Origin of the sequence: Microbulbifer sp. NBRC 101763, from assembly GCF_040371615.1 — a bacterium.
In the GTDB taxonomy this organism is placed as follows: domain Bacteria; phylum Pseudomonadota; class Gammaproteobacteria; order Pseudomonadales; family Cellvibrionaceae; genus Microbulbifer; species Microbulbifer variabilis.
On the sequence record NZ_BAABQV010000004.1, the window covers coordinates 115,487 to 135,116 of the forward strand.

At 48.7% G+C, this 19,630-nt stretch carries 15 protein-coding genes; 11 read left to right on the plus strand and 4 right to left on the minus strand.

Annotation, left to right across the window (positions count from 1 at the left end):
- The first annotated feature begins 44 nt into the window (after window positions 1-44).
- The 7 genes from mltB (at window position 45) to ABWV76_RS11135 (ending at window position 8,190) form a co-directional block, all read left to right on the plus strand.
- Window positions 45-1,055: a lytic murein transglycosylase B gene (gene mltB / locus ABWV76_RS11105; protein WP_020412461.1), complete on the plus strand. Its 1,011-nt coding sequence runs from the start codon at window positions 45-47 to the stop codon at window positions 1,053-1,055.
- Window positions 1,056-1,207: 152 nt separating this feature from the next.
- On the plus strand, window positions 1,208-2,074 hold the full coding sequence (locus ABWV76_RS11110) for a septal ring lytic transglycosylase RlpA family protein (RefSeq protein ID WP_020412462.1): 867 nt from the start codon (window positions 1,208-1,210) through the stop codon (window positions 2,072-2,074).
- A 248-nt stretch (window positions 2,075-2,322) separates the two neighbouring features.
- Window positions 2,323-3,468: a D-alanyl-D-alanine carboxypeptidase family protein gene (locus tag ABWV76_RS11115; protein ID WP_020412463.1), complete on the plus strand. Its 1,146-nt coding sequence runs from the start codon at window positions 2,323-2,325 to the stop codon at window positions 3,466-3,468.
- Between the two features lie 177 nt (window positions 3,469-3,645).
- The gene (locus ABWV76_RS11120) at window positions 3,646-3,927 is read left to right on the plus strand and encodes an HP0495 family protein (RefSeq protein WP_282952549.1); all 282 of its coding nucleotides are present in this window, start codon (window positions 3,646-3,648) and stop codon (window positions 3,925-3,927) included.
- Complete coding sequence (gene lipB, locus ABWV76_RS11125; RefSeq protein WP_353375976.1) at window positions 3,927-4,631, plus strand: lipoyl(octanoyl) transferase LipB; 705 nt, start codon at window positions 3,927-3,929, stop codon at window positions 4,629-4,631. Before ABWV76_RS11120 ends, lipB begins: the two co-directional genes overlap by 1 nt.
- Window positions 4,624-5,607, plus strand: a complete 984-nt coding sequence (gene lipA / locus ABWV76_RS11130) for a lipoyl synthase (RefSeq protein WP_020412466.1) — start codon at window positions 4,624-4,626, stop codon at window positions 5,605-5,607. The genes lipB and lipA overlap by 8 nt, the downstream gene beginning before the upstream one ends.
- Before the next feature lie 867 nt (window positions 5,608-6,474).
- Window positions 6,475-8,190 (plus strand): AMP-binding protein, encoded by a 1,716-nt coding sequence (locus ABWV76_RS11135; protein WP_353375977.1) that lies wholly within the window; start codon window positions 6,475-6,477, stop codon window positions 8,188-8,190.
- Window positions 8,191-8,292: 102 nt separating this feature from the next.
- Here the strand turns inward: ABWV76_RS11135 and ABWV76_RS11140 are convergent, their stop codons facing one another.
- The 3 genes from ABWV76_RS11140 to ABWV76_RS11150 all read right to left on the minus strand — a co-directional run bounded on the left by ABWV76_RS11140 (window position 8,293) and on the right by ABWV76_RS11150 (window position 11,781).
- Entirely contained in the window at window positions 8,293-8,583 is a 291-nt protein-coding gene (locus ABWV76_RS11140) for a DUF1540 domain-containing protein (RefSeq protein WP_020412468.1), read from the minus strand.
- A gap of 178 nt (window positions 8,584-8,761) precedes the next feature.
- Window positions 8,762-9,289: a GNAT family N-acetyltransferase gene (locus ABWV76_RS11145; RefSeq protein WP_020412469.1), complete on the minus strand. Its 528-nt coding sequence runs from the start codon at window positions 9,287-9,289 to the stop codon at window positions 8,762-8,764.
- A 152-nt stretch (window positions 9,290-9,441) separates the two neighbouring features.
- Window positions 9,442-11,781 carry an autotransporter outer membrane beta-barrel domain-containing protein gene (locus ABWV76_RS11150; RefSeq protein WP_282952550.1) on the minus strand — a complete coding sequence of 780 codons (2,340 nt, stop codon included), beginning with the start codon at window positions 11,779-11,781 and terminating at the stop codon, window positions 9,442-9,444.
- Between the two features lie 448 nt (window positions 11,782-12,229).
- Here ABWV76_RS11150 and arfB point away from each other — a divergent pair, with 448 nt between their 5' ends.
- Both arfB and ABWV76_RS11160 read left to right on the plus strand, forming a co-directional pair.
- Window positions 12,230-12,643 (plus strand): alternative ribosome rescue aminoacyl-tRNA hydrolase ArfB, encoded by a 414-nt coding sequence (gene arfB, locus ABWV76_RS11155; RefSeq protein WP_020412471.1) that lies wholly within the window; start codon window positions 12,230-12,232, stop codon window positions 12,641-12,643.
- 145 nt (window positions 12,644-12,788) lie between these two features.
- Complete coding sequence (locus tag ABWV76_RS11160) at window positions 12,789-13,367, plus strand: HD domain-containing protein (RefSeq protein WP_353375978.1); 579 nt, start codon at window positions 12,789-12,791, stop codon at window positions 13,365-13,367.
- A 32-nt stretch (window positions 13,368-13,399) separates the two neighbouring features.
- On the opposite strand, the gene ABWV76_RS11165 is transcribed toward ABWV76_RS11160, so the two are convergent.
- On the minus strand, window positions 13,400-14,023 hold the full coding sequence (locus tag ABWV76_RS11165; RefSeq protein WP_020412473.1) for a DUF2799 domain-containing protein: 624 nt from the start codon (window positions 14,021-14,023) through the stop codon (window positions 13,400-13,402).
- A gap of 908 nt (window positions 14,024-14,931) precedes the next feature.
- On the opposite strand from ABWV76_RS11165, the gene ABWV76_RS11170 reads away from it, so the two are divergent.
- Entirely contained in the window at window positions 14,932-16,488 is a 1,557-nt protein-coding gene (locus tag ABWV76_RS11170) for a M28 family peptidase (protein ID WP_282952552.1), read from the plus strand.
- Window positions 16,489-16,870: 382 nt separating this feature from the next.
- On the plus strand, window positions 16,871-19,492 hold the full coding sequence (locus ABWV76_RS11175; RefSeq protein ID WP_282952553.1) for a TonB-dependent receptor plug domain-containing protein: 2,622 nt from the start codon (window positions 16,871-16,873) through the stop codon (window positions 19,490-19,492).
- Window positions 19,493-19,630: the final 138 nt, after the last annotated feature.

Below are 19,630 nucleotides of genomic sequence, written 5' to 3' on the forward strand. Positions count from 1 at the left end.
AAGTTTGCGCTGACCATTAATAACTGGATGTGTAGAGACGCGAGATGAAGACAGGAGCGGTCGTTTTGAAGTGGACCTCGGGACTATTGGTTGGGATGGGGCTGGCCCTGGCCGCCTGCGCACAGGAGCCCGGTCATGGTGACAATGCGGATGCACAGAAATTCGTAGAGTACATGGTGGAAGAGCACCAATTTGACCGCAAAGAGCTGCAGGAATTAATGCGTGAGGCCAAGCGCAAAGACTCGATACTCAAGGCAATCAGGCGCCCGGCTGAAAAAGCCAAGCCCTGGTATGAATACCGCAAGCTATTTCTGACCCCACAGAGCATCGCCGGTGGTGTTGATTTCTGGGATAAGAACAAGGAAGCCCTGGCTGAAGCCGAGAACAAATACGGTGTGCCGGCTGAAATGATCGTTGCCATCATCGGTATCGAAACCCGCTACGGTGGCAATATGGGAGGCTACCGGGTGCTGGATGCGCTTTCTACACTGGCTTTCAATTACCCACGCCGCTCACAGTTTTTTACCAAAGAGCTGGAAAATTACCTGCTTCTGACCCGGGATCAGGAAATGGACCCCCTTGCACTTAGGGGCTCCTATGCTGGTGCAATGGGGTACGGGCAATTTATGCCTTCGAGCTACCGTGCCTATGCCGTGGACTTCAGCAATGACGGCAAGGTGGATATCTGGAATAACACTACTGACGCTATTGGTAGTGTGGCTAACTATCTAGCCAAACATGGCTGGAAACCCGGTGAGCCGGTTACCGTGCTGGCGAGCCCGCGCCCCAATGCGGATATGACAATCGTCAATGACACCCTGTTGCCAGAGTGGACTGTGGGAGAGCTGGCAGAAAAAGGCTTCAACGCGACGAGTCAGGTTGCTCCGGAAATGCCGGCAATTGTCTTCTCCCTGCAGACAGAGCAGGGCAAGCAGTACTGGTTGGGGCTCAATAATTTTTCCACCATTACCACTTATAACCGCAGCCGCCTCTACGCTATGGCGGTAAATGAATTGGCTCAGGAAATCGTCAAAGCGCGTGGAGGGAAATCCTAGGCAGAGCTTAATAGCCGCATACCGGCAAAAACTGCCAGTATCGTGGAACCAATGGCGCCACCTGTAATCAAAAACTTTCTATTTTATTAAGTAGTTTCAGATAATAGCGGCTTGGAGACGGCAACTAGTGGTTGCCGCGCGCCGGGGGGATTATGTTTCAGTGCAGTTTGCGGCGTGGGGCCCTCCTCGCCGCTTTATTCTTGATGGCCTGTGGGGGGCCGCAAACCCAGCCGGGTAAGCAAGCCGATTCAGATTTCGACAGCGTTGAGGATAGTGGTCCAGCAGCCCCGGTGGATATGCTGGCTACACCTGAGCCAACTCCTGTGCGCGAGCCCATTGGCCCAGCCGGAAACAAATCTCCCTACAAAGTAAGGGGCGTTACTTACCATGTGCGCAGTGCGGTCAAAGGTTATAAGGAGAGGGGCCAAGCCTCCTGGTATGGCACCAAGTTCCATGGCCGCCGTACTGCCAATGGGGAAATCTACAACATGTACGCCATGTCCGCGGCGCACAAAACTTTGCCACTACCCAGTTATGCCAAGGTAACCAACCTGGATAATGGCCGCAGTATTATTGTGCGCGTAAATGATCGTGGCCCCTTTGTGCATGGGCGTATTATCGACCTAAGTTATACTGCCGCTCAGAAGTTGGGGTATGTGGATAAGGGGATTGCACGGGTTGAGGTAGAAGCGCTGGACCCGGCCTCTCTGCCACCTGTGACTGAAACTATACTGGCCGGTGACGTTACACGTAGCCTGCCGCAGGATACAACGATTCAGTTACCGGAAAATACCTTTCTTCAGGTTGGTGCATACCGTAATGCCAGCCAAGCGGAGAAGATCCGTGCACAGCTGACGGCTTCAATTGACTATCCTGTTTCTGTCAGTCCTGTAACGCGTAGTGGCAAGACATTTTATCGGGTGCGTATTGGGCCAATTTCTCAGCAGAGGGCTCTGGCTACCGCTCGGGAAACCGTGCAGAAGAACCAGTTGGGTGATCCCCAGGTGGTATATGAATAAATAGCCAAGTCTGATGTTTCAACGAGCCCTGCACTAGGCTCTGGCAGTCAGCGACCGCTACTATAGGTGACGGTCAGTTGAATAGCCGTTTACAAAATACTGCGCAATGGCGCGAATTTTCTTGTATTTTGTCAACATTCCTGGCTGACGGCATTTGGTGACAGACCATGGTCGTGTATTAATCTTTTAAAATGAATATTGGGTTAACAGCCAGCCTACGAACACGAGGATTAACGAGACTCTCACCTATGATCACACGGATTATCGCCTGCTCTTTCCTGTTGCTTTGTGCGGGCCTGGCCCAGGCGCAATCACTCATTCCGGCTCCGCCCCAGCTGGCGGCCACCTCATACCTACTTGTGGATGCCAATACCGGCCAGGTGTTGGTAGAGCACGAAGCGGATAAAGAGGTGCCCCCCGCTAGTCTTACCAAAATGATGACGGCCTACATTGTCTCGGAAGAGATGCTCAAAGGCAGTATCAAAGAAGATGACAAAGTGCGTATCTCCGAGAAAGCCTGGCGGAAGGGCGGCTCGAAGATGTTCGTCAAGGTTGGCGACCAGGTTCCAGTTATGGACCTGATGCGCGGAGTTATTATTCAATCCGGAAACGACGCCAGTATTGCCCTGGCGGAGCATGTCTCTGGTAGTGAAGAAGTGTTTGCTGAGGTAATGAACCAGCAGGCAGAACTTCTGGGTATGGAAAATACCAATTTTGTTAATGCCACTGGCTGGCCCGCTGAAGGGCATATGACTACTGCCCGTGATCTGGGCATCCTGGCCCGCGCGCTGATCGCCAATCACCCTGAGCACTACGATATCTACTCTGAAAAGTATTTCAGCTATTCCGGTATCAACCAGCCCAATCGCAATCGCCTGTTGTGGCGTGACTCTGCGGTAGATGGCATCAAGACCGGTCACACTGAAGAGGCCGGTTACTGCCTGGTGGCCTCTGCGATGAAGCGTGGTATGCGCTTGATTGCAATCGTGGTGGGTACTGACAGTGACGAGAAGCGGGCTTCGGAGACTCAGAAGCTGCTAGCTTACGGTTTTCGTTATTACCAGACCCACAAGGTGTACGGCCAGGGTGAAGTCCTGCAAACCGAGCGAGTGTGGGGTGGCAAGGAGCCCAACGTTGGTATCGCAGTGGAGAAGGATATCTTTGTCACTATCCCCCGCGGTGGTGAAGAGGGTATTAAAGCTGATCTGATTGTTGATGGTGAGCTGGAGGCTCCGATTAAGAAAGGCCAACCAGTGGGCAAAGTTGTTGTGACTCTGGATGGCCAGACAGTTGCCGATGTGAAAGCCGTAGCGGCGGAGGATGTGGAGCGCGCCGGTTTCTTTAAGCGGATGTGGGATTCCATCAAGCGCTTCGTGATCAGCTTCTTTAACTAACTTCACCAAGCTTATGAGATAGGGGTGGCTGTTAGCCACCCCTGGCCAGCTCCCCGAACTCTCTGCCTACTTCCCCCTGCCACTCCCTGTCCACTGCACACTGCTCGCTGTATAATCGCCGCCCGGCTGTGCCTAAGCTTCTTCTTAATACCTGACAGCCGGACCTCGGAGAGTGGTATGAGCCAAGACCCCAATCAGCAACCCCCGAAAATTGAGTTTCCCTGCGAAGACTATATGGTCAAAGTGGTGCGGGATGCCAATGACCAAGCGCACGAGTTTGTACTGGAAGTGATGCGTCGCCATGCCCCCGGGCTGGATGAAGATCGAATTACCCTGCGCGACAGTAGCACCGGTAAATTCACCTCAATGACATTCTTTATCCTCGCTACCGGTGAAGATCAGCTCAAAGCTCTGTTTGAAGAGTTGAAAGAGCACCCAGCGGTGCATATGGTGCTTTGATGACCGTTGTGCGCAACCTCGCCAAGCGAGATTACGAGACCGTCTGGCGCGCGATGTCTCGCTACACTGACCTCCGCGATGAAAATAGCTCTGATGAGATATGGTGTGTGGAGCACGAGCCTGTATTCACCCAAGGACAGGCCGGCAAAGCCGAACACCTGCTGAATACTGGGGATATCCCGGTAGTTCAGGTGGATCGTGGTGGGCAGGTTACCTATCACGGCCCTGGGCAATTGGTAGTTTATCCACTTCTGGATTTGCGTCGGGCCAAAATTGGCGTACGTGACCTTGTGACGGCACTGGAGAGCGCCACTGTCGCGATGCTTAAGGCCTTTGGCATTGCTGCCGCCCCCCGCGCTGATGCTCCCGGAGTGTATTTGACTGAGGGCGGCCCCCGCAGTGGTAGCAAGATTGCTTCCATTGGGCTGCGAGTACGCCGTGGTTGCAGCTTCCACGGTATTGCCATCAACATCGATATGGACTTGGCCCCCTTCCACCGGATTAATCCTTGTGGATACGCAGGTATGGAAATGGTGCAAATGGCCGAGTTACTGCAAGAGACACCTACTTGGAAGCAAGTGGCAGAAATTTTTGTGTGCGAATTGTTGCGCACGCTCGAGCTGCCTTCAGCAGAGTGGCAGCCACTAGACGAACACACTTTGGCGCAACTGAGCGCGGAACAGCAGGAATTAAGTAATGGCTGAAAAACCCGATCTGGTGCCGGTAAAGCGCACCCGCCGCCTCCAGCAGGGGGAAAAATTACGCGACGGTGATAAGGTCGAGCGTATCCCAGTCAAGGTAATTGCCAGTGATACCGTTTTGCGTAAGCCGGATTGGATTCGTGTAAAAGTCCCAGCCTCCAAAGAGGTGGACCGTATCAAGAACATATTGCGCTCGCAAAAGCTCTCCACAGTGTGTGAAGAGGCAAGCTGCCCAAATCTTGGGGAGTGCTTCAGTGGTGGTACAGCGACCTTTATGATCATGGGGGAGATTTGTACGCGCCGCTGCCCATTCTGCGATGTGGGCCACGGTAAACCCAATCCCCTCGATCCGGAAGAACCCAAAAATCTGGCTGAAGCCATTGCCGCCATGAGCCTGCGCTATGTAGTGATCACCTCGGTGGATCGTGATGATTTGCGCGATGGCGGTGCTGAGCATTTTGCGGAATGCATCCGTGAATCTCGCCAGCTGTCACCAGATCTGCAGGTGGAAATCCTGACTCCGGATTTTCGTGGCCGCATGGATGTTGCGCTGGATATTCTAGAGAAGGAGGCACCGGACGTATTTAACCACAACCTGGAGACTGTGCCCCGTTTATATCGGGAATCCCGTCCTGGAGCTAATTACAAATGGTCCCTGAAGTTGCTACAGGAATATAAAAAACGCCGCCCGGATGTACTAACCAAGTCTGGTTTGATGGTGGGCCTGGGTGAGGAAAAGGAAGAAATCTTCCAGGTAATGGATGATATGCGTGAGCACGATATCGATATGCTCACCATCGGCCAGTATTTACAGCCGAGCAAGGAGCACTTGCCTGTACAGCGCTATGTCCACCCGGATGAGTTTGAAGAATATCGCCGCTATGCAGAACAAATCGGTTTCAAGCACGCAGCTTGTGGCCCGTTGGTGCGCTCTTCTTACCATGCGGATAAGCAGGCACACGGGGAGAAGGTAGGCTAGTGCAGACCAGGGGCAAGTGAAAATTTTTCATTTGCCCCTGGTAAATCTTTTGACTGAATACCTCTAAAGCTGTTTCTCTTCTTTTCTTACTTAAAATTCCGGACAGCATCTGTAAACTGTTAGAGTTTGTAGTTCACTCCTTCACATGCTTTCTTCTGTTTTTTCGCCTCTTCGTTTTCTAAGGTTTTATAAGCTATATCAATGGGCGTTTTATTTGGGGTAACAATAGTAAGAAATTTGATACTAATGTCTTTTAAAGTTGTGTATAGGTTTGTCTCTCTGTTTTAAATTGTTTATCAATTTGTACAGGTTTCTATCCTGGGAAAAAATTTAACATTTGTATGGCGGCAGGCTGCAAATATTTACACCAATTAGGGGTGCTCTAAAATCTGAAGTTTAATGTTTAAAAACATGTTGATTGCCTTATTAACTAGTGGCTCGGTTTCCTTAACTTCAGTGCTGCCGTTGCTAATCGTACAGTTGCCTAAGTCGACAAGTCACAGATTATTTCAACAAAGTTATTGAGACTTCAATTTGGCGAACTTTCCTACCTACCTCACAGACTGATCAGTCTAATTTTATCTAATAAAAAATAACTGTTTTTAGGGTGGCACAAGGAATTGCACTAACCGCATATCTTCAGTAACTTTGGATGAATAATAAGGATAAGAAGATTCTGCCTTTCTTATGTGTTGCGACTGCCATACCTTAGTTCTGGTCTTAGCCAGGGCTGACGATAGTGGTAATTTAGTTCTAAACGGTAACTAGGGTAAATACTCTGGGCGCAACATACTGCACTGATATGGTACTTAGGTGCAGTAATAACACATCAGATCACAATAAACACAATAATGAGTGAGGAAAGCGATGACCCCGGAAGAACGATACGAAAAGGTGAAAGGCCTCCAGCCTCTGGAGCTCCTCTATAAGAGAGAGGCCGAAGAGCCAGAAACAGTATTTCTCCGCCAGATGCAGCGGCGTCAATGGCGAGAATACACATGGTATGAGGTGATGGACAAAGCCCGAAGGATTGCGGGTTACCTGCTTAGCCAATTTGAGCCTGGGGATCGTATCGCGATCCATGCCAAAAACTGTGCAGACTGGATTATCGTGGATGTAGGTATCATGCTGGCGGGGATGGTGAGCGTGCCCCTATACCCTGGGCAGTCTGCGTCTTCCATGTCCTACGTCTTGCAGCACTCTGAGTCAAAACTACTTTTCTGTGGTGCCACGGATAACAATGCTGCATTGCAGGAAGTTGCAGACTCTCTACCGAGTGTAGCGATTCAGCGTTGTGAGATTCATTGTGATCAGGAACTCGAAGCGGTTATAAACGCCAGTGCACGTTACGAGGAAAGCCCGGTATTCGATGAAGACGATCTCTTTACCATTATGTATACCTCTGGAACCACCGGTAATCCGAAGGGGGTTATGCACACCTGGTCTTCAGTAATTTTTGTTGTACCAAATATGATTCGGGGTTACGGGTTTAATGAGGCTGATCGTGTTCTCTCTTATTTACCACTGGCCCATGCTGCAGAGCGTATCCTGGTAGAATTTCACTGCCTCTACTCGGGTACCCCGGTGCATTTTCCTGAGTCCCTGGATACGTTCCTTGAGGATTTGCAGCGTACTCGACCCACGATGTTCTTTTCAGTCCCCAGACTATGGACCAAGTTTAAAGAGGGTATAGATGAAAAAATTCCACCAGCATTACAAAATGTTTTACTGCGCATACCAGGATTGAGCAGCTGGCTAAAAAATAAGGTGCGTACAGGTCTTGGTCTGGACCAGGCGAGAATGCTGGTAACAGGAGCCTCGCCTATTTCTATTGAGTTGTTGCGCTGGTATGAGCGTATGGGAATGCAGATTGCCGATGGCTATGGCATGACAGAAAACTTTATCTATGGTTGCTTTGTGTTGCCGGGGGAGGAGCCAGTACCGGGTACGGTAGGCAAAACATACCATGGCTGTGAGTTGAAGATTTCTGATGAGGGAGAAATATTATTCAAGAGTGGCTCCCTCATGAAAGGCTACTACCTGGAGCCTGAGAAAACAGCGGAAGTTATCCGTGACGGCTATTACCATACCGGAGACTCGGGCTATATTGATGGGGATGGGCTGTTACATATTACCGGCCGAATTTCTGAGACTTTTAAAACCAGTAAAGGAAAATTTATTCAGCCCAGTCGCCTAGAGGGGCACTTTGGGAATGAGACACTTCTGGCGCAACTTTGTGTGCTTGGTCATGGAATGGATCAGCCGGTAATGTTGGCAACACTATCTGAAACTGCAGAAAAAATGCCTCGTACCGAAGTCAATGAACAGCTCCAAAGAATATTGGAGACAGTAAATGAACGCTTGCCTCATCACGAACGCATCAAGACTATATTTATCTGCAAAGAGGAGTGGACTCCACTAAATGAGTTCTTAACTCCCACCTTGAAGATTAAACGTAAAGTATTGGATGCCCACTACCAGTATCTATTTAAGCAGTTTGCAGATGTGGAAGGTATTGTGTGGGAGACACGAGATAGTGATAGCACTCAGAAAACAAAGGCTGATTTGCAGGCGGTGAATTGAATTTGGCTAAGACATAAACTTAGAAGCCAACATATATATGCAAAAAAGCCCGGCAATCTATTATTGTCGGGCTTTTTTTACGAATGACTTTCGATGATCAATTTAATGAGTGTAACTCAGGCAGTTGTTTGTGTTGCCAGTGTGGCCAACTTCAATACTTTCAGCGGAGCATTCAAAATCGTCATTGAACTTACAGTCTTCCATTTTGCATGCGCCAACGCCGGCAGTGCGAGAGCTGCTAGTATGTTTCGAGTTGGTAAAGAATGTATCGCAATCGGGATCTGTCCCGTGGCCAATAGTGATAGCTCTGGCATGGCAGCCATCGTCAGCATTGTAGGCACATTGAGTGGCGGCACACCTGCTGACTTCAGGCATATCTGTCGCGATAATCATGGCTGTCTTCTCCTGGTTGGTAAAAGGAGACTAGCCCAGCTTTCGGGTATGTCAACGAGAAACCTTAGATATTGTAAGGTAATAGAGAGGGGCACTCTTTTCTGTAAGAGAGAAACTCTTCCAGGAAGCGGGCCTGACAATAACAGTCAATAACCTTCTTGTATGAAACAATCTGTTGCTATGCCTTAGAGCAGTTATTCTCAGCCTCCCAGGCCATTAGCAGTAGTTCCTCTGTCTCTCCGGGCAATGTGACCCTCTTTTCAGTTTTGAGTCCGATTTTTTCCAGAAGCTTTATTGAGGGCGTATTATCTGGTCGAGTGATTGCGACAATACGCAACAGGCCTAAGGCTTTTTGGCCGTGGAGCATTATGGCCTGTGAGGCCTCCAGGGCATAGCCTTTGCCCCGGTACTGCGGCAGGAAAGCGAAGCCGATATCCACATCATCTAGACCATTACGCCTGATCAGGCCACAGATGCCAATTGCAGTTCCATCCTTGAGCTCCACTTTATAAAGGCCAAAACCATGCTGTCGGTACATAGACACGGGGCCGTTCTCGATATATTGGCGAGCCTGCTCAAGGTTACGCACACCTCGATCACCAATATTCTGTAAAAAGTCGGAGTCGTTGAGCAGGTTGAGCATCAGCTCTGCATCATCATTTCCTAGCTCGAGTAAAACCAGATTGGGCGTTTTAATTTGGAACATTCAGGGCGCACAGTTATATTGAGTTGAACGCTTATTTTGCCTTGGCAGTCAGCAGTTGGCGAGAGTTGAGTCTGGCTGTTTCGAAGCAGGGCGTGGAGAGAAGAGTGTGCCTCCCAGTTGGGAGGCACATAAACATAAAGGCTATCGCAGGACTAGAAGCGGTAGGTTACGTTGACGGAAGCCGACTCTGCCGTTGGGCGAGAAGTCACATTCGCGCTCAGTGCAATAGACTCAGCGGCTTGCCAGCGAATACCGGCGATCAGGCCCATACCGTCGTCGAACAGGCCCTGATCTACGCTAGAGTAGCTGGGCATGGCATTCATATTGCCCGCCATGGACTTAACACCAACTTCCAGAGTGTCTTCGTCGGTACCACGAGTATCTTCATACCAGAGCTGGGCGTAGGCGTTAACGGTATTCCAGCTCTTATTGGCAAAGGCGCCAAAACGCATGGTGGTGTAACGACGTTCCTGGTCTCCATAGTTCATACCCAGCGGGTCAAACTCGTTGCCATTCAAGTCGCTATAGGTGAAGCCCTCAATCGCGTCTTCGGTATAGCCATCCACTTCCATAGTTGCACGAGTTAAACCAACAAAGGGGCCGAACTGGAAGCTGGAGTAACTGAACAGATTGGCACCTGCAGTTAAACTCAGGGTGGTGTTTTCTCCGGAAGTATCTCCTTCCAGTTCTGAGGAGAAGCTATTGCCAAGAGCCAGGGCGCGGTTCACCTGGTCGAAGTCCACGTCCGTCAGGGTGGCGCTACCTTCTACGAAGAAGATATCGTGGTGGAAGCGGCCGAACAGGCTGTAGTTAGTGGAAGTGGACTCGATATCGGAGCGGGCGTTGTCCACATCAATATCGGAGCGGCTCACTGCCAAACCTAGTTCGAGATTGTCGCGCAGGGCGTAGGTCATTCCGATCAGGTTAGCATTGCTATCTCCGCTCATATCTGCGGCAAAACCGTTATCGTAATCAATGTCACCGAAGACGCTGCCCACAAACACGCCAGTTTGGGCTTGGCTATAACGAACACCGGCCAGGTTTTCATCCAGGCTGTTGGTGTGAGTGCGGGCCGCCTGGGCACCGATATCAGGCAACTGACCGGCAACCTGGGCCGCGTTAACGATAGCGGTGTAGTAGTCGGCGAGTACCTGCTGACCAACTTGCGTCGGGTGTACTGTATCGTTGAATATCAGTTTGGAGGCGTCAGCAGTATCCTGGCTGATTCCGTAAACCGGGTGCTCAATACATTCACCACCGCTACCGTCGTAACAGTACTGGCTTTGGTCGAACTCAGCGGAAAGGCCCAGCTGGCCGGCGTTTTCCAGTGCCACCTTGAGCAAGCCGGCCTGATCGACCATCAGCACGCCATCAATATCTTTGGCTTGTGCTAGCAGGCTGGCGTTAAAGGCTTCGGAGGCTGCGCTGGCTTGCTGTAAAGAAGATTCCAGCTTTGCATCAGCCTGTTCCTGAGTCATGAGGCCTGCTTCTACAGCAGTATTTAAATCAGCGGTAATCTTTGCATAAACAGCAGGTGTCTTACTGATATCGGGTACATTGGATACCAGAATATAGTTGGCGCCTGCACCAGACAGGGCTCCGGCTGCAGTTGCCAGCATGGCGGAAGCTATACCGATTTCAGCGGTAGCTTCTTCAATGCTCATCTCACCGGCAGCGAAACTACTAAAACCACTAAGCAGATCATTGCCGCCGCCATTGACCCAGTAGAGGGCATTGGCATCAGCTGTTCCAGAGGTGGTTTCCAGGTAACCACGGCCTAATGGGTGTGGGTTTCCAGAGGTACCGGTGGAGGCAACAATCGCTTGTAATGCCTGCCCGGCTTCATTTTTGGCTGCTTCCGCTTGCTTTCCAAGATCAACTGCAGCGGCCAAATCACCTTGTAATTGTGCAGTTTTCGCTTTAATTGCCAGTTGCTTAGCTTCTTCCTGCTTTAGAAGCAGTAGGCCCAAAAGCTCAGAATCTGGGTAGGCTGGACGGCCATCAGCTCCGACATGAGGCATCAGCGCACTGAGGACGTTGTGTCGGGCTGGGCTATCTTGCAATCCATTGGCTTCAAGGAAAGCTAAATAGTTCTCGGTGCCAATCACATTCATTAATACATCAGCAGCTTTGTGGCCACCTACAGCCCAAACACTACCGGCATTAAGCGCACCGCTGGTAACTTGCATTGAAACTGAGTCTTCAAGTTCCGCAGGGCTCAATGTTGGATCAACAGCTGGTAGGCAGAAAGGAGATTGCATTCCAGAGCAGGAAGCAGTCACAGGGCCCAGCCCCAGATTTTGAGAGAGGATGTTGATGGCAATATCGTTGGCATCACCACCATTGGTAAATACGTCGTAGTTGCCTACGTCGGTCAGACTGTCACCAAAGGCAATAACCTGGCTGAAAGCTGATTCCTCTGCAAAAGCAGAGGCGCTGGTCATGGTCGCAAGTGCAATAGCGGCCGCGAGGCTGCGCTTGACGTTGGGCATGGTTTTCTCCTAGTCGCGGTAATCGCACACCCAGAGGAAACATCGGGAGGAATCCAGAGGAAACAACGGTGTGCGTCTTTATTTTTTTTGTTCCTGTACCTCAAGGAAGCGTGGCAATACTAGCGGATTTGACCCAGACAATAAAATAAGTCACGGGCAAAGAGGCTGGCTGCTTGGTCACTTTAGGGATGAAGTGGCCTTGAGAGACACTCTACAAAAGTGGCGCAATAGTACTGGATGATTTTTTTTTGGTAAATACATCCTAACTTTAAAATTACTCACCTCGTTCTCCACATTGCACTTTATTTGCGTGAAGAGTCCTAAGGAGGTAAATAGGTACACTTGTATTGTACTTGTATTTTTTCTATCGCCAGGAGTTAGCTTAAAATGCACAGGTATGCAAGGACTTATCACTTGCTGATGTGTTTGAATTGAACTTAAAGGTGAAATGTTGGGCACCCGGCGACGAATCCAGATACCTCAGGATGAAATTCAATTGAGTGCTGTGCGTTCACAGGGCGCGGGAGGTCAAAATGTTAACAAGGTATCCAGTGCTATTCATTTGCGCTTTAATATCTATGAATCCTCGCTGCCAGAGAATATTAAACAGCGGCTTCTGCAAATAAGAGATAGGCGGATCTCCTCTGATGGCATTGTAGTAATCAAGGCCCAGACTTTCCGTACCCAGGAAAAAAACCGAGAGGATGCCCTCTCTCGGTTGCAACAGCTAATTGAGCAGGCTGCTGAAGTTCCAAAGCGGCGTATTCCTACCAAGCCCAGTCGCGGAGCAAAAGAGAGAAGGCTGCAAAGCAAAAATCGACGCTCTCAGGTAAAGGCGATGCGAGGAAAGATCAAAGAATAAGTTCACTTGTCAAAGTTTTTTTCATCGTTGATTGTGTGCAAAATTAATACTGCATGGCTATAGAATTGATTATTTTGAATTGAATTTAATACCTGTTTTTTCGCTAAATAGCCATTTGAATAAGAAATATAAACAAAGGAATTTTATGGGAGAGATTGAGCAGATTCTTGATTTCTTGATAGAGGTGGAAAAATTGAAAAGTGTTTTGCGTCAAACTCGGCCGGTCGGAATCAATCGTCGTGAAAATTCAGCTGAACATAGCTGGCATGTTTGTCTAGCTGCGCTGGCGTTAAAAGACTATGCCAATGAGGAGGTTGATATAGATCGAGTTATCAAAATGTTACTGATTCATGACCTGGGCGAAATAGATGCTGACGATAAGATTATTTATTTTGCTGAGACTGATAAGCAAAAAGCCAATGAGAAACAGGGGATCGAACGCTTATTGGCTAAGTTGCCAGATGGCCTAAAGGCAGAGTGTCTGCATTTGTGGCAAGAATTTGAGGCTGGTGAAACAGCAGAGTCCCGGTTTGCTCGGGCGATTGATAGGGTGCCACCACTATTACAAAACTGCCATAATGAGGGGCACACGTGGAAGGAATATGAAATAAGTAAAAGCCAGGTATTTTCCCTAAATAGCCGAATTGGTGCGGGTAGTAAAGAGCTATGGGGAGTAATAAAGGGGAAACTAGACAGTGCAGTAGAGAAAGGCTTCCTAAAATAAGACGCCTTTCACTAATGAAAATTACCAAGTTATTAGTGGTAAGGTGAGCTTGCAAGAACATCCTGGTACTCTGCTTGACGCTGGCCTAAGGCAAAAAGCAGGTCATTAATTTCAATCCCCAGCTCAGTGTGGCGTATTTTTAGTCGGGCAATATCTGCTAACAAGATAACCCTTTCATCCCGACTGGTTTCATCAAGCACAATAAGAGCGCTCATCTCCGTAATGTCATCAAGGATGTGCTCACGCTCCAATTCCAGGTCGTGAATTGTTGCTTCGAGCTCTTTTACTGCGTTGTGCGCTACGAATATATCCTGGCCGGCCTCGTAACCGCGCAGGAACAAGCCTTCCAAGTCGGCTGGGCATACCCCATTGTAGTTTTCTCCAGAGCGCCCCTCGGCAAAGCCGCGCAGCTCTGTGCAAAATAGCCCTAACCCCTCATCGCGACCACTGCGATAGGCACCGGTATTAAGCTGTACACCATGTTTCGCGCAGGCTTCACGACGCCGGCCCATATACCCTAAATCCTTGCCCGCTGCACCGTCCTCAAAGCCTACTGCTTGCCAATCCGCCATTTGGCACTCATCTTTACTCATTGTGGCGCAGCCCGTAATCAGAAGTGAGAGGGAGGCGAGAAGGATTCCATATCTTAACTGCACAGTTGCTTCCTGTTGTCTGGTTGTTAATAGAGCTTACTGACTGGAACCTGACTGTAGGCTGAAGATATGAAGAAAACCTCTGGCAGATTATTTTAAGGGTGGGCTTGGTGGTCTCAGTAGAAGAGTGGGGTAGAGCGGTAGCTCGCCTATATCGTTCTTCCAGGTTTCAAGCGGAGATGTAGCGTCAGGGGTTTATTCAAGTTGGTTGTTACGGAGTTAGTCCATTGTCCGTATTGGTGTTGCCGATTGTCCTGGAATTAATAAGTGTCAATATGCTTTGAGTGCATCTTCACTGTCAGGTAATGGAATGTAGCAGAAGAGTTGCTTATGCAATTTCAATAGTCGTTAAATTTACTTCTCTCTATTGAATGCCTCGTCTCAAAGTAGTAGGTCACAATAAGTCCCCATTTTATCTTGCCAATCTCGTTATATTCGAAGAAGTTTTACTTTTCGCTTATTGAGTATATTTTTTTACAGCAAAGATTTCATGATATTTTTTATGAGATATGCCTAGTTCAAATTGCTATTAGTGGATTTTTTATATTCTTATTTTTTTTATCTTTTATCTTTCTTAAAATTTATGATTTATTTTTTGGTGATTACTGCTAAATTATTTCAGTATTTGTTTGTATGTGTTACGGTTTTAGTTGCCAGCTATTCGAGTTGGTTTTACTTGGCTCCTCCGCGTTTTCAAAATTTGAATAATAAAAATAAATCTGGATGACCTGTAGTATTTCCTTTTAAGTCAGGTTGCGTCTCCAAATTCAATAATTTGTATGTTATTTGAATGTTGTTGGTTTTCGGCATTGCTGTTTGTGCAAGATTTTTGCATGGGTGTACGGTGCCCGTCTGTGTTTTCTTGGGTTTTGCCGATTTGCGCAGGGGGCTAAATCAATGTGGAGAAGATAATGAAAAAAATGATTCGTACATCGCTAATAGGGTTCCTGGCAGTGCCTGGTATAGCCTTGGCGCAGGAGTTGTGGATAACCATTGGTAGTGATGGCTATCAAACCCTGAAAAAAAATAGTGCATTAATGTCAAAACAGCCGCTGGTTGCACAAGGAGAGCACAATGATATAACGATATTAAAGGTAGATGAGGGTAATTTATCCGATATTTCTACCATTATGCATAATAGCCACAATCGCTGTGGTGGCTTTATGGTACATGAATCACTGGAGGAGGCGCAGGCTGCGCAGCTTTCACCGCTAGTGAGTACGGTAGAGAGTGTTGCCAGTTATACGATTGATAATGCGGATGTGGTCAGTGCATTACAAGGAAAAATCTCAGAGGCAAATATTCGCTCGACTATTGAAACCCTGTCGAGCTTTACCAACCGCTATTACACAACGACAACCGGGGTGGATGCTGCCGAATGGATTCGGGATAAGTGGCAGGATCTAACCAGCTCAAGAAGTGATGCTTCAGCGCAACTTTACAATCACAGCTGGGCCCAGCCCTCAGTTATTCTCACTATTCAGGGACAGACAGATCCCGATGAGATAGTGGTTTTGGGGGCCCACCTGGATTCAACAGTAGGGTTTGGCACCGGGGAGGGTACACGAGCACCGGGTGCCGATGATGATGCTTCGGGTATTGCAACTTTGACCGATGTGATTAATGCAATAGTAGTTTCGGACTATAAGCCGGCAAAAACTCTGGCATTTATGGGGTATGCGGCTGAAGAAGTTGGGCTGCGTGGTTCCGATGATATAGCTACAGATTACAAGAACCAGAATAAGAACGTGATTGGTGTGCTACAGCTGGATATGACCAATTACTATGGTTCGAATAGCGATATTTATATTATCGGTGATTACACCAATGGTGCCCAGAACACATTCCTTAAAGATCTGGTGCAAACCTATCAGGGTGGCCTCAGTGTCGGCACTACTAACTGTGGTTATGCTTGTTCTGATCACGCTTCCTGGCACGATCAGGGGTATGCGGTTTCCTTCCCTTTTGAGGCGACTTTTAATGGTTCTAACCCATATATCCACACTGTAAATGACACTCTTGCTAATAGTGGTGGAGATGCCAATCATGCCGTGAAATTTGGCAAACTGGCGGCAGCCTATGTGGCGGAACTGGCCAAGGGGTACATTGGCAATGATCCTGGCCCTGACCCCGATCCAGATCCTGACCCCGATCCAGGCCAAGAGCAGACCCAAAGCTTCTCGGGCAACGTGTCGCGAGGTGGTGAGGAGCACTACGGGGCATTCAGTGTGACGCCTGGCACAAATTTTGTTGCGGATATGACGGGAACAAATGATGCCGATTTATATGTGCGTTTTGGGGCTGCACCCACCTGGCGTTATTACGATTGCAGGCCCTACGAAAATGGCTCTGATGAGAACTGTACTTTACAGGTGCCAAATGGTGATAGCGAAGCTTACATCATGGTTCGAGGCTATAGTCGTCAAACGTCCAGTTTTGAATTGAATGTAACCCATACCCCGCAATAATGGCGAGTGGCCTGGGAGTGTTTCTTCTCTGGGTATGTGAATCCTATCAATAATATTTACTGGAAAATTGAAAATTTGACACACCTGGCAGCAATGACCATTAGTCAGGTGTGTCAACTATTAACATAAATAAATTTAAACGCCATGCGTTTTGGTTTCCAGAGTAACTGTTGTCTAATCAGGCGAGGGAAAATGTCAAAAATTGAGAGACTTTTAGCACTGACGCGAAAATTTTCAGAGATAAGGGTAGGCTGATATATTCCCATAGCAAAAAAGTGCTCTGTAGGTCTCATTGCGCGCAAGAATAATACTGCTCATCACTATTCAAGGTTATCCAGTGGTGTGCTGTCCAAATTAATAATGAAAAGAGAGGACGGGCAACATGCAAACCTATTTGCTAAGACCTTTGTCGCTGGCAATCGCTGTCGCACTTACGGCTCCAGGCGTCTTAGCCCAGGAGCAAAGCGAGCAGCCCCCGGCTGTCGATGACCGGGCGATGGAAGAGGTGATTACTACCGGTACACGCAAGGAGGGAGTCTCTCCCACAGAAACTCTGTCCCCAGTCGATGTGGTCGGTGGTGATAAACTGGCTGATCAGGCCAGTTTCGATCTGACAGAGTCTCTGGCAAAAATTGCCCCTTCCTTTAATACCCAGCGTTTCCCAATTGCGGATGGAACAGCATTTATTCGTCCGGTGACCCTGCGCAACTTATCTCCGGACCAGACACTGGTGCTGGTTAACGGTACACGTAGACACCGTTCAGCCCTTGTAAACTTACAACTTGCTCCGCTGGGAACGGTTAACCAAGGTGCTCAGGCTGTGGATTTTTCTACGCTGCCATCTATGGCCATAGAAAGGATAGAAGTACTGCGTGATGGCGCCTCGGCCCAATATGGCTCTGACGCTATTGCCGGAGTAGTGAATATTATCTTAAAGGATGATGCAGAAGGTTTCGGCTTTTCTGCACAAACTGGTGAGTATTTTGAAGGAGATGGGGCTCGTAACAGCTTGGCGGCCAATGCAGGCTTTAATCTCTGGGATAAGGGCTTTGTCAATGGCACTGTGGAATATTCCAAGGCCGATAAAACCTGGCGCGGCGTCGCTCGTCCTGATGCCGAGTTTGTCGGATCTGTGGTTGGAGAGGACCTGGTGCCGCTCGACGGGCTTGGCCAGCGCTGGGGTGATCCAGATGTGGAGACATTGAAATTTTTTGTAAACAGCGGCCTGGATATTAATGATGATGTCGAGCTGTACGGAAATTTTGGTTACTCAACCAACGAAACTATTTCAGACTTCTTCTATCGTGGCCCAGTACTTGACCCGGAACATCAATTTACCGCTCGCGGTACTTTACAGGTGGATATGCCCAGTGATCCTAATGACCCTGGAAGTGTCGACTATTTGCCAGATCCGGCACCACAGTCGTTGATTGATTACATTATCGGCCAGGGGTTAAACCCATCCGATTATTTGGTAGCCGATAATTCCAGCCCCAGTGGATATGTGTTGCGCAACCCCATCTACACCCAGTTCCCTGGCGGCTATAACCCCCAGTTCGGTGCAGAAATTCATGATATTTCCGCCGTGGTAGGTGCTCGAGGCGAAATGCAAAATGGACTGACCTGGGACCTGCGCGCGCGGGTTGCGGAGAATGAGGTGGAATATGTACTGAAAGATTCTATAAACCCTAGCCTCGGTTTATTGTCGCCCACCAGTTTCAAGCCGGGCACTCTTACCCAGGAAGAGTCCAGCCTTAATGCGGATTTTGTGAAACCTGTGGATTTGGCTTTTTTAGATTCGCCGCTTAACGTGGCCTTTGGTGCTGAGTGGAGAGAGGAAACCTATTCAATTGGCGCAGGTGATTCTGCTTCCACTGAAGTGGGCCCGACTGCGGCCCATTTTGGCGTCGGCTCGGATGGATTTCAGGGTTTCCCCACTGAGGCTGTCGGCAGTTACAGTAGTGAGAGTATTGCCGCCTATATTGACCTTGAAGCGGACGTAACTGATGCACTGACGCTAGGTACGGCACTACGCCTTGAAGAATATGATGAGTTTGGGTCTACCTCTGACTGGAAGATCTCAGCCCGCTATGACATCAATGAGCGTTTCGCCCTAAGGGGTACTGTAAATACTGGTTTCCGCGCGCCTACTCCCGGACAGGTAAACACCCTGAATGTCACGACAACTGCTGATTCCAGCGGTAATCTGATTCCGAATGGAACATACCCGGTGAGTCACCCGGTTGCTATGGCATTGGGCGCTGCAGAGTTAAGTCCAGAGGAATCCACCAGCTTTACCTTGGGGGCGGTTTTTTCACCGTTCGATAACACCAGCGTTACTGTCGATTACTACAACATCGATATCGAGGATCGGCTGGCCTTGCGCAACAATGCGATTGGTGATGCGGAAGTTGAACTCCTTCAGAGTGCGGGAGTTGAAAATGCGGCACTTCTGAGTGGTAGTAATGCGAACTATTTTGTCAACGCTTATGACTCTGAAATTTCGGGTATCGACTTGGCAGTTACCAGTGACTTTGAGGTGGCTGGCAATTTGTTAGTGGTAGATTTACGCCATAATCATAACCAGCAGGAAGTGAGTAATGTTGCAGAAAACACCATCAATGCCTCCAGGGTTTTTGACCTGGAAAACCAGGTGCCCAGTGATCGCACCACACTAACGTTGGATTTTGATACCGGAGATATATTCAGCGGTTATTTACGTCTGAATCGTTATAGCAGCTGGGAGTCAACAGGGGGGCTGTTTGGGCCGGGTGATGCTTCGGATACCTATAGCTATGGCAGCGAGATACTGGTGGACCTGGAGGCAACCTTCACGCTCTATGAGAATTACAAAATTGCCATCGGTGGTGAGAATATCTTTGATGTACAGCCTGATGACGAACAGGATGGAACCCTGCAGTTTCTGGGCGTAGACCAGGCATTGACCTCGCCTTTTGGTTTCAACGGCGGCTTCTGGTATTTACGTGCTAGTGCAGAGTTCTAAACAGTGGAAGTAAATAGTCTTTGGCTACTTTATTTTGTTAAGAGCTATACGTCGTAAGAGGCCATTGAAAGAAATAAACCCGGCACTTTTGCCGGGTTTATTTGTATGGTATTACATGAACGGCATACCAAATATTCT

Excerpts from the sequence above, each read along its gene's own strand:
- mltB (WP_020412461.1), top strand. The coding sequence starts at position 45 with ATGAAGACAGGAGCGGTCGTTTTGAAGTGGACCTCGGGACTATTGGTT.
- ABWV76_RS11110 (WP_020412462.1), top strand. The coding sequence starts at position 1,208 with ATGTTTCAGTGCAGTTTGCGGCGTGGGGCCCTCCTCGCCGCTTTATTC.
- ABWV76_RS11115 (WP_020412463.1), top strand. The coding sequence starts at position 2,323 with ATGATCACACGGATTATCGCCTGCTCTTTCCTGTTGCTTTGTGCGGGC.
- ABWV76_RS11120 (WP_282952549.1), top strand. The coding sequence starts at position 3,646 with ATGAGCCAAGACCCCAATCAGCAACCCCCGAAAATTGAGTTTCCCTGC.
- lipB (WP_353375976.1), top strand. The coding sequence starts at position 3,927 with ATGACCGTTGTGCGCAACCTCGCCAAGCGAGATTACGAGACCGTCTGG.
- lipA (WP_020412466.1), top strand. The coding sequence starts at position 4,624 with ATGGCTGAAAAACCCGATCTGGTGCCGGTAAAGCGCACCCGCCGCCTC.
- ABWV76_RS11135 (WP_353375977.1), top strand. The coding sequence starts at position 6,475 with ATGACCCCGGAAGAACGATACGAAAAGGTGAAAGGCCTCCAGCCTCTG.
- ABWV76_RS11140 (WP_020412468.1), bottom strand. The coding sequence starts at position 8,583 with ATGATTATCGCGACAGATATGCCTGAAGTCAGCAGGTGTGCCGCCACT.
- ABWV76_RS11145 (WP_020412469.1), bottom strand. The coding sequence starts at position 9,289 with ATGTTCCAAATTAAAACGCCCAATCTGGTTTTACTCGAGCTAGGAAAT.
- ABWV76_RS11150 (WP_282952550.1), bottom strand. The coding sequence starts at position 11,781 with ATGCCCAACGTCAAGCGCAGCCTCGCGGCCGCTATTGCACTTGCGACC.
- arfB (WP_020412471.1), top strand. The coding sequence starts at position 12,230 with ATGTTGGGCACCCGGCGACGAATCCAGATACCTCAGGATGAAATTCAA.
- ABWV76_RS11160 (WP_353375978.1), top strand. The coding sequence starts at position 12,789 with ATGGGAGAGATTGAGCAGATTCTTGATTTCTTGATAGAGGTGGAAAAA.
- ABWV76_RS11170 (WP_282952552.1), top strand. The coding sequence starts at position 14,932 with ATGAAAAAAATGATTCGTACATCGCTAATAGGGTTCCTGGCAGTGCCT.
- ABWV76_RS11175 (WP_282952553.1), top strand. The coding sequence starts at position 16,871 with ATGCAAACCTATTTGCTAAGACCTTTGTCGCTGGCAATCGCTGTCGCA.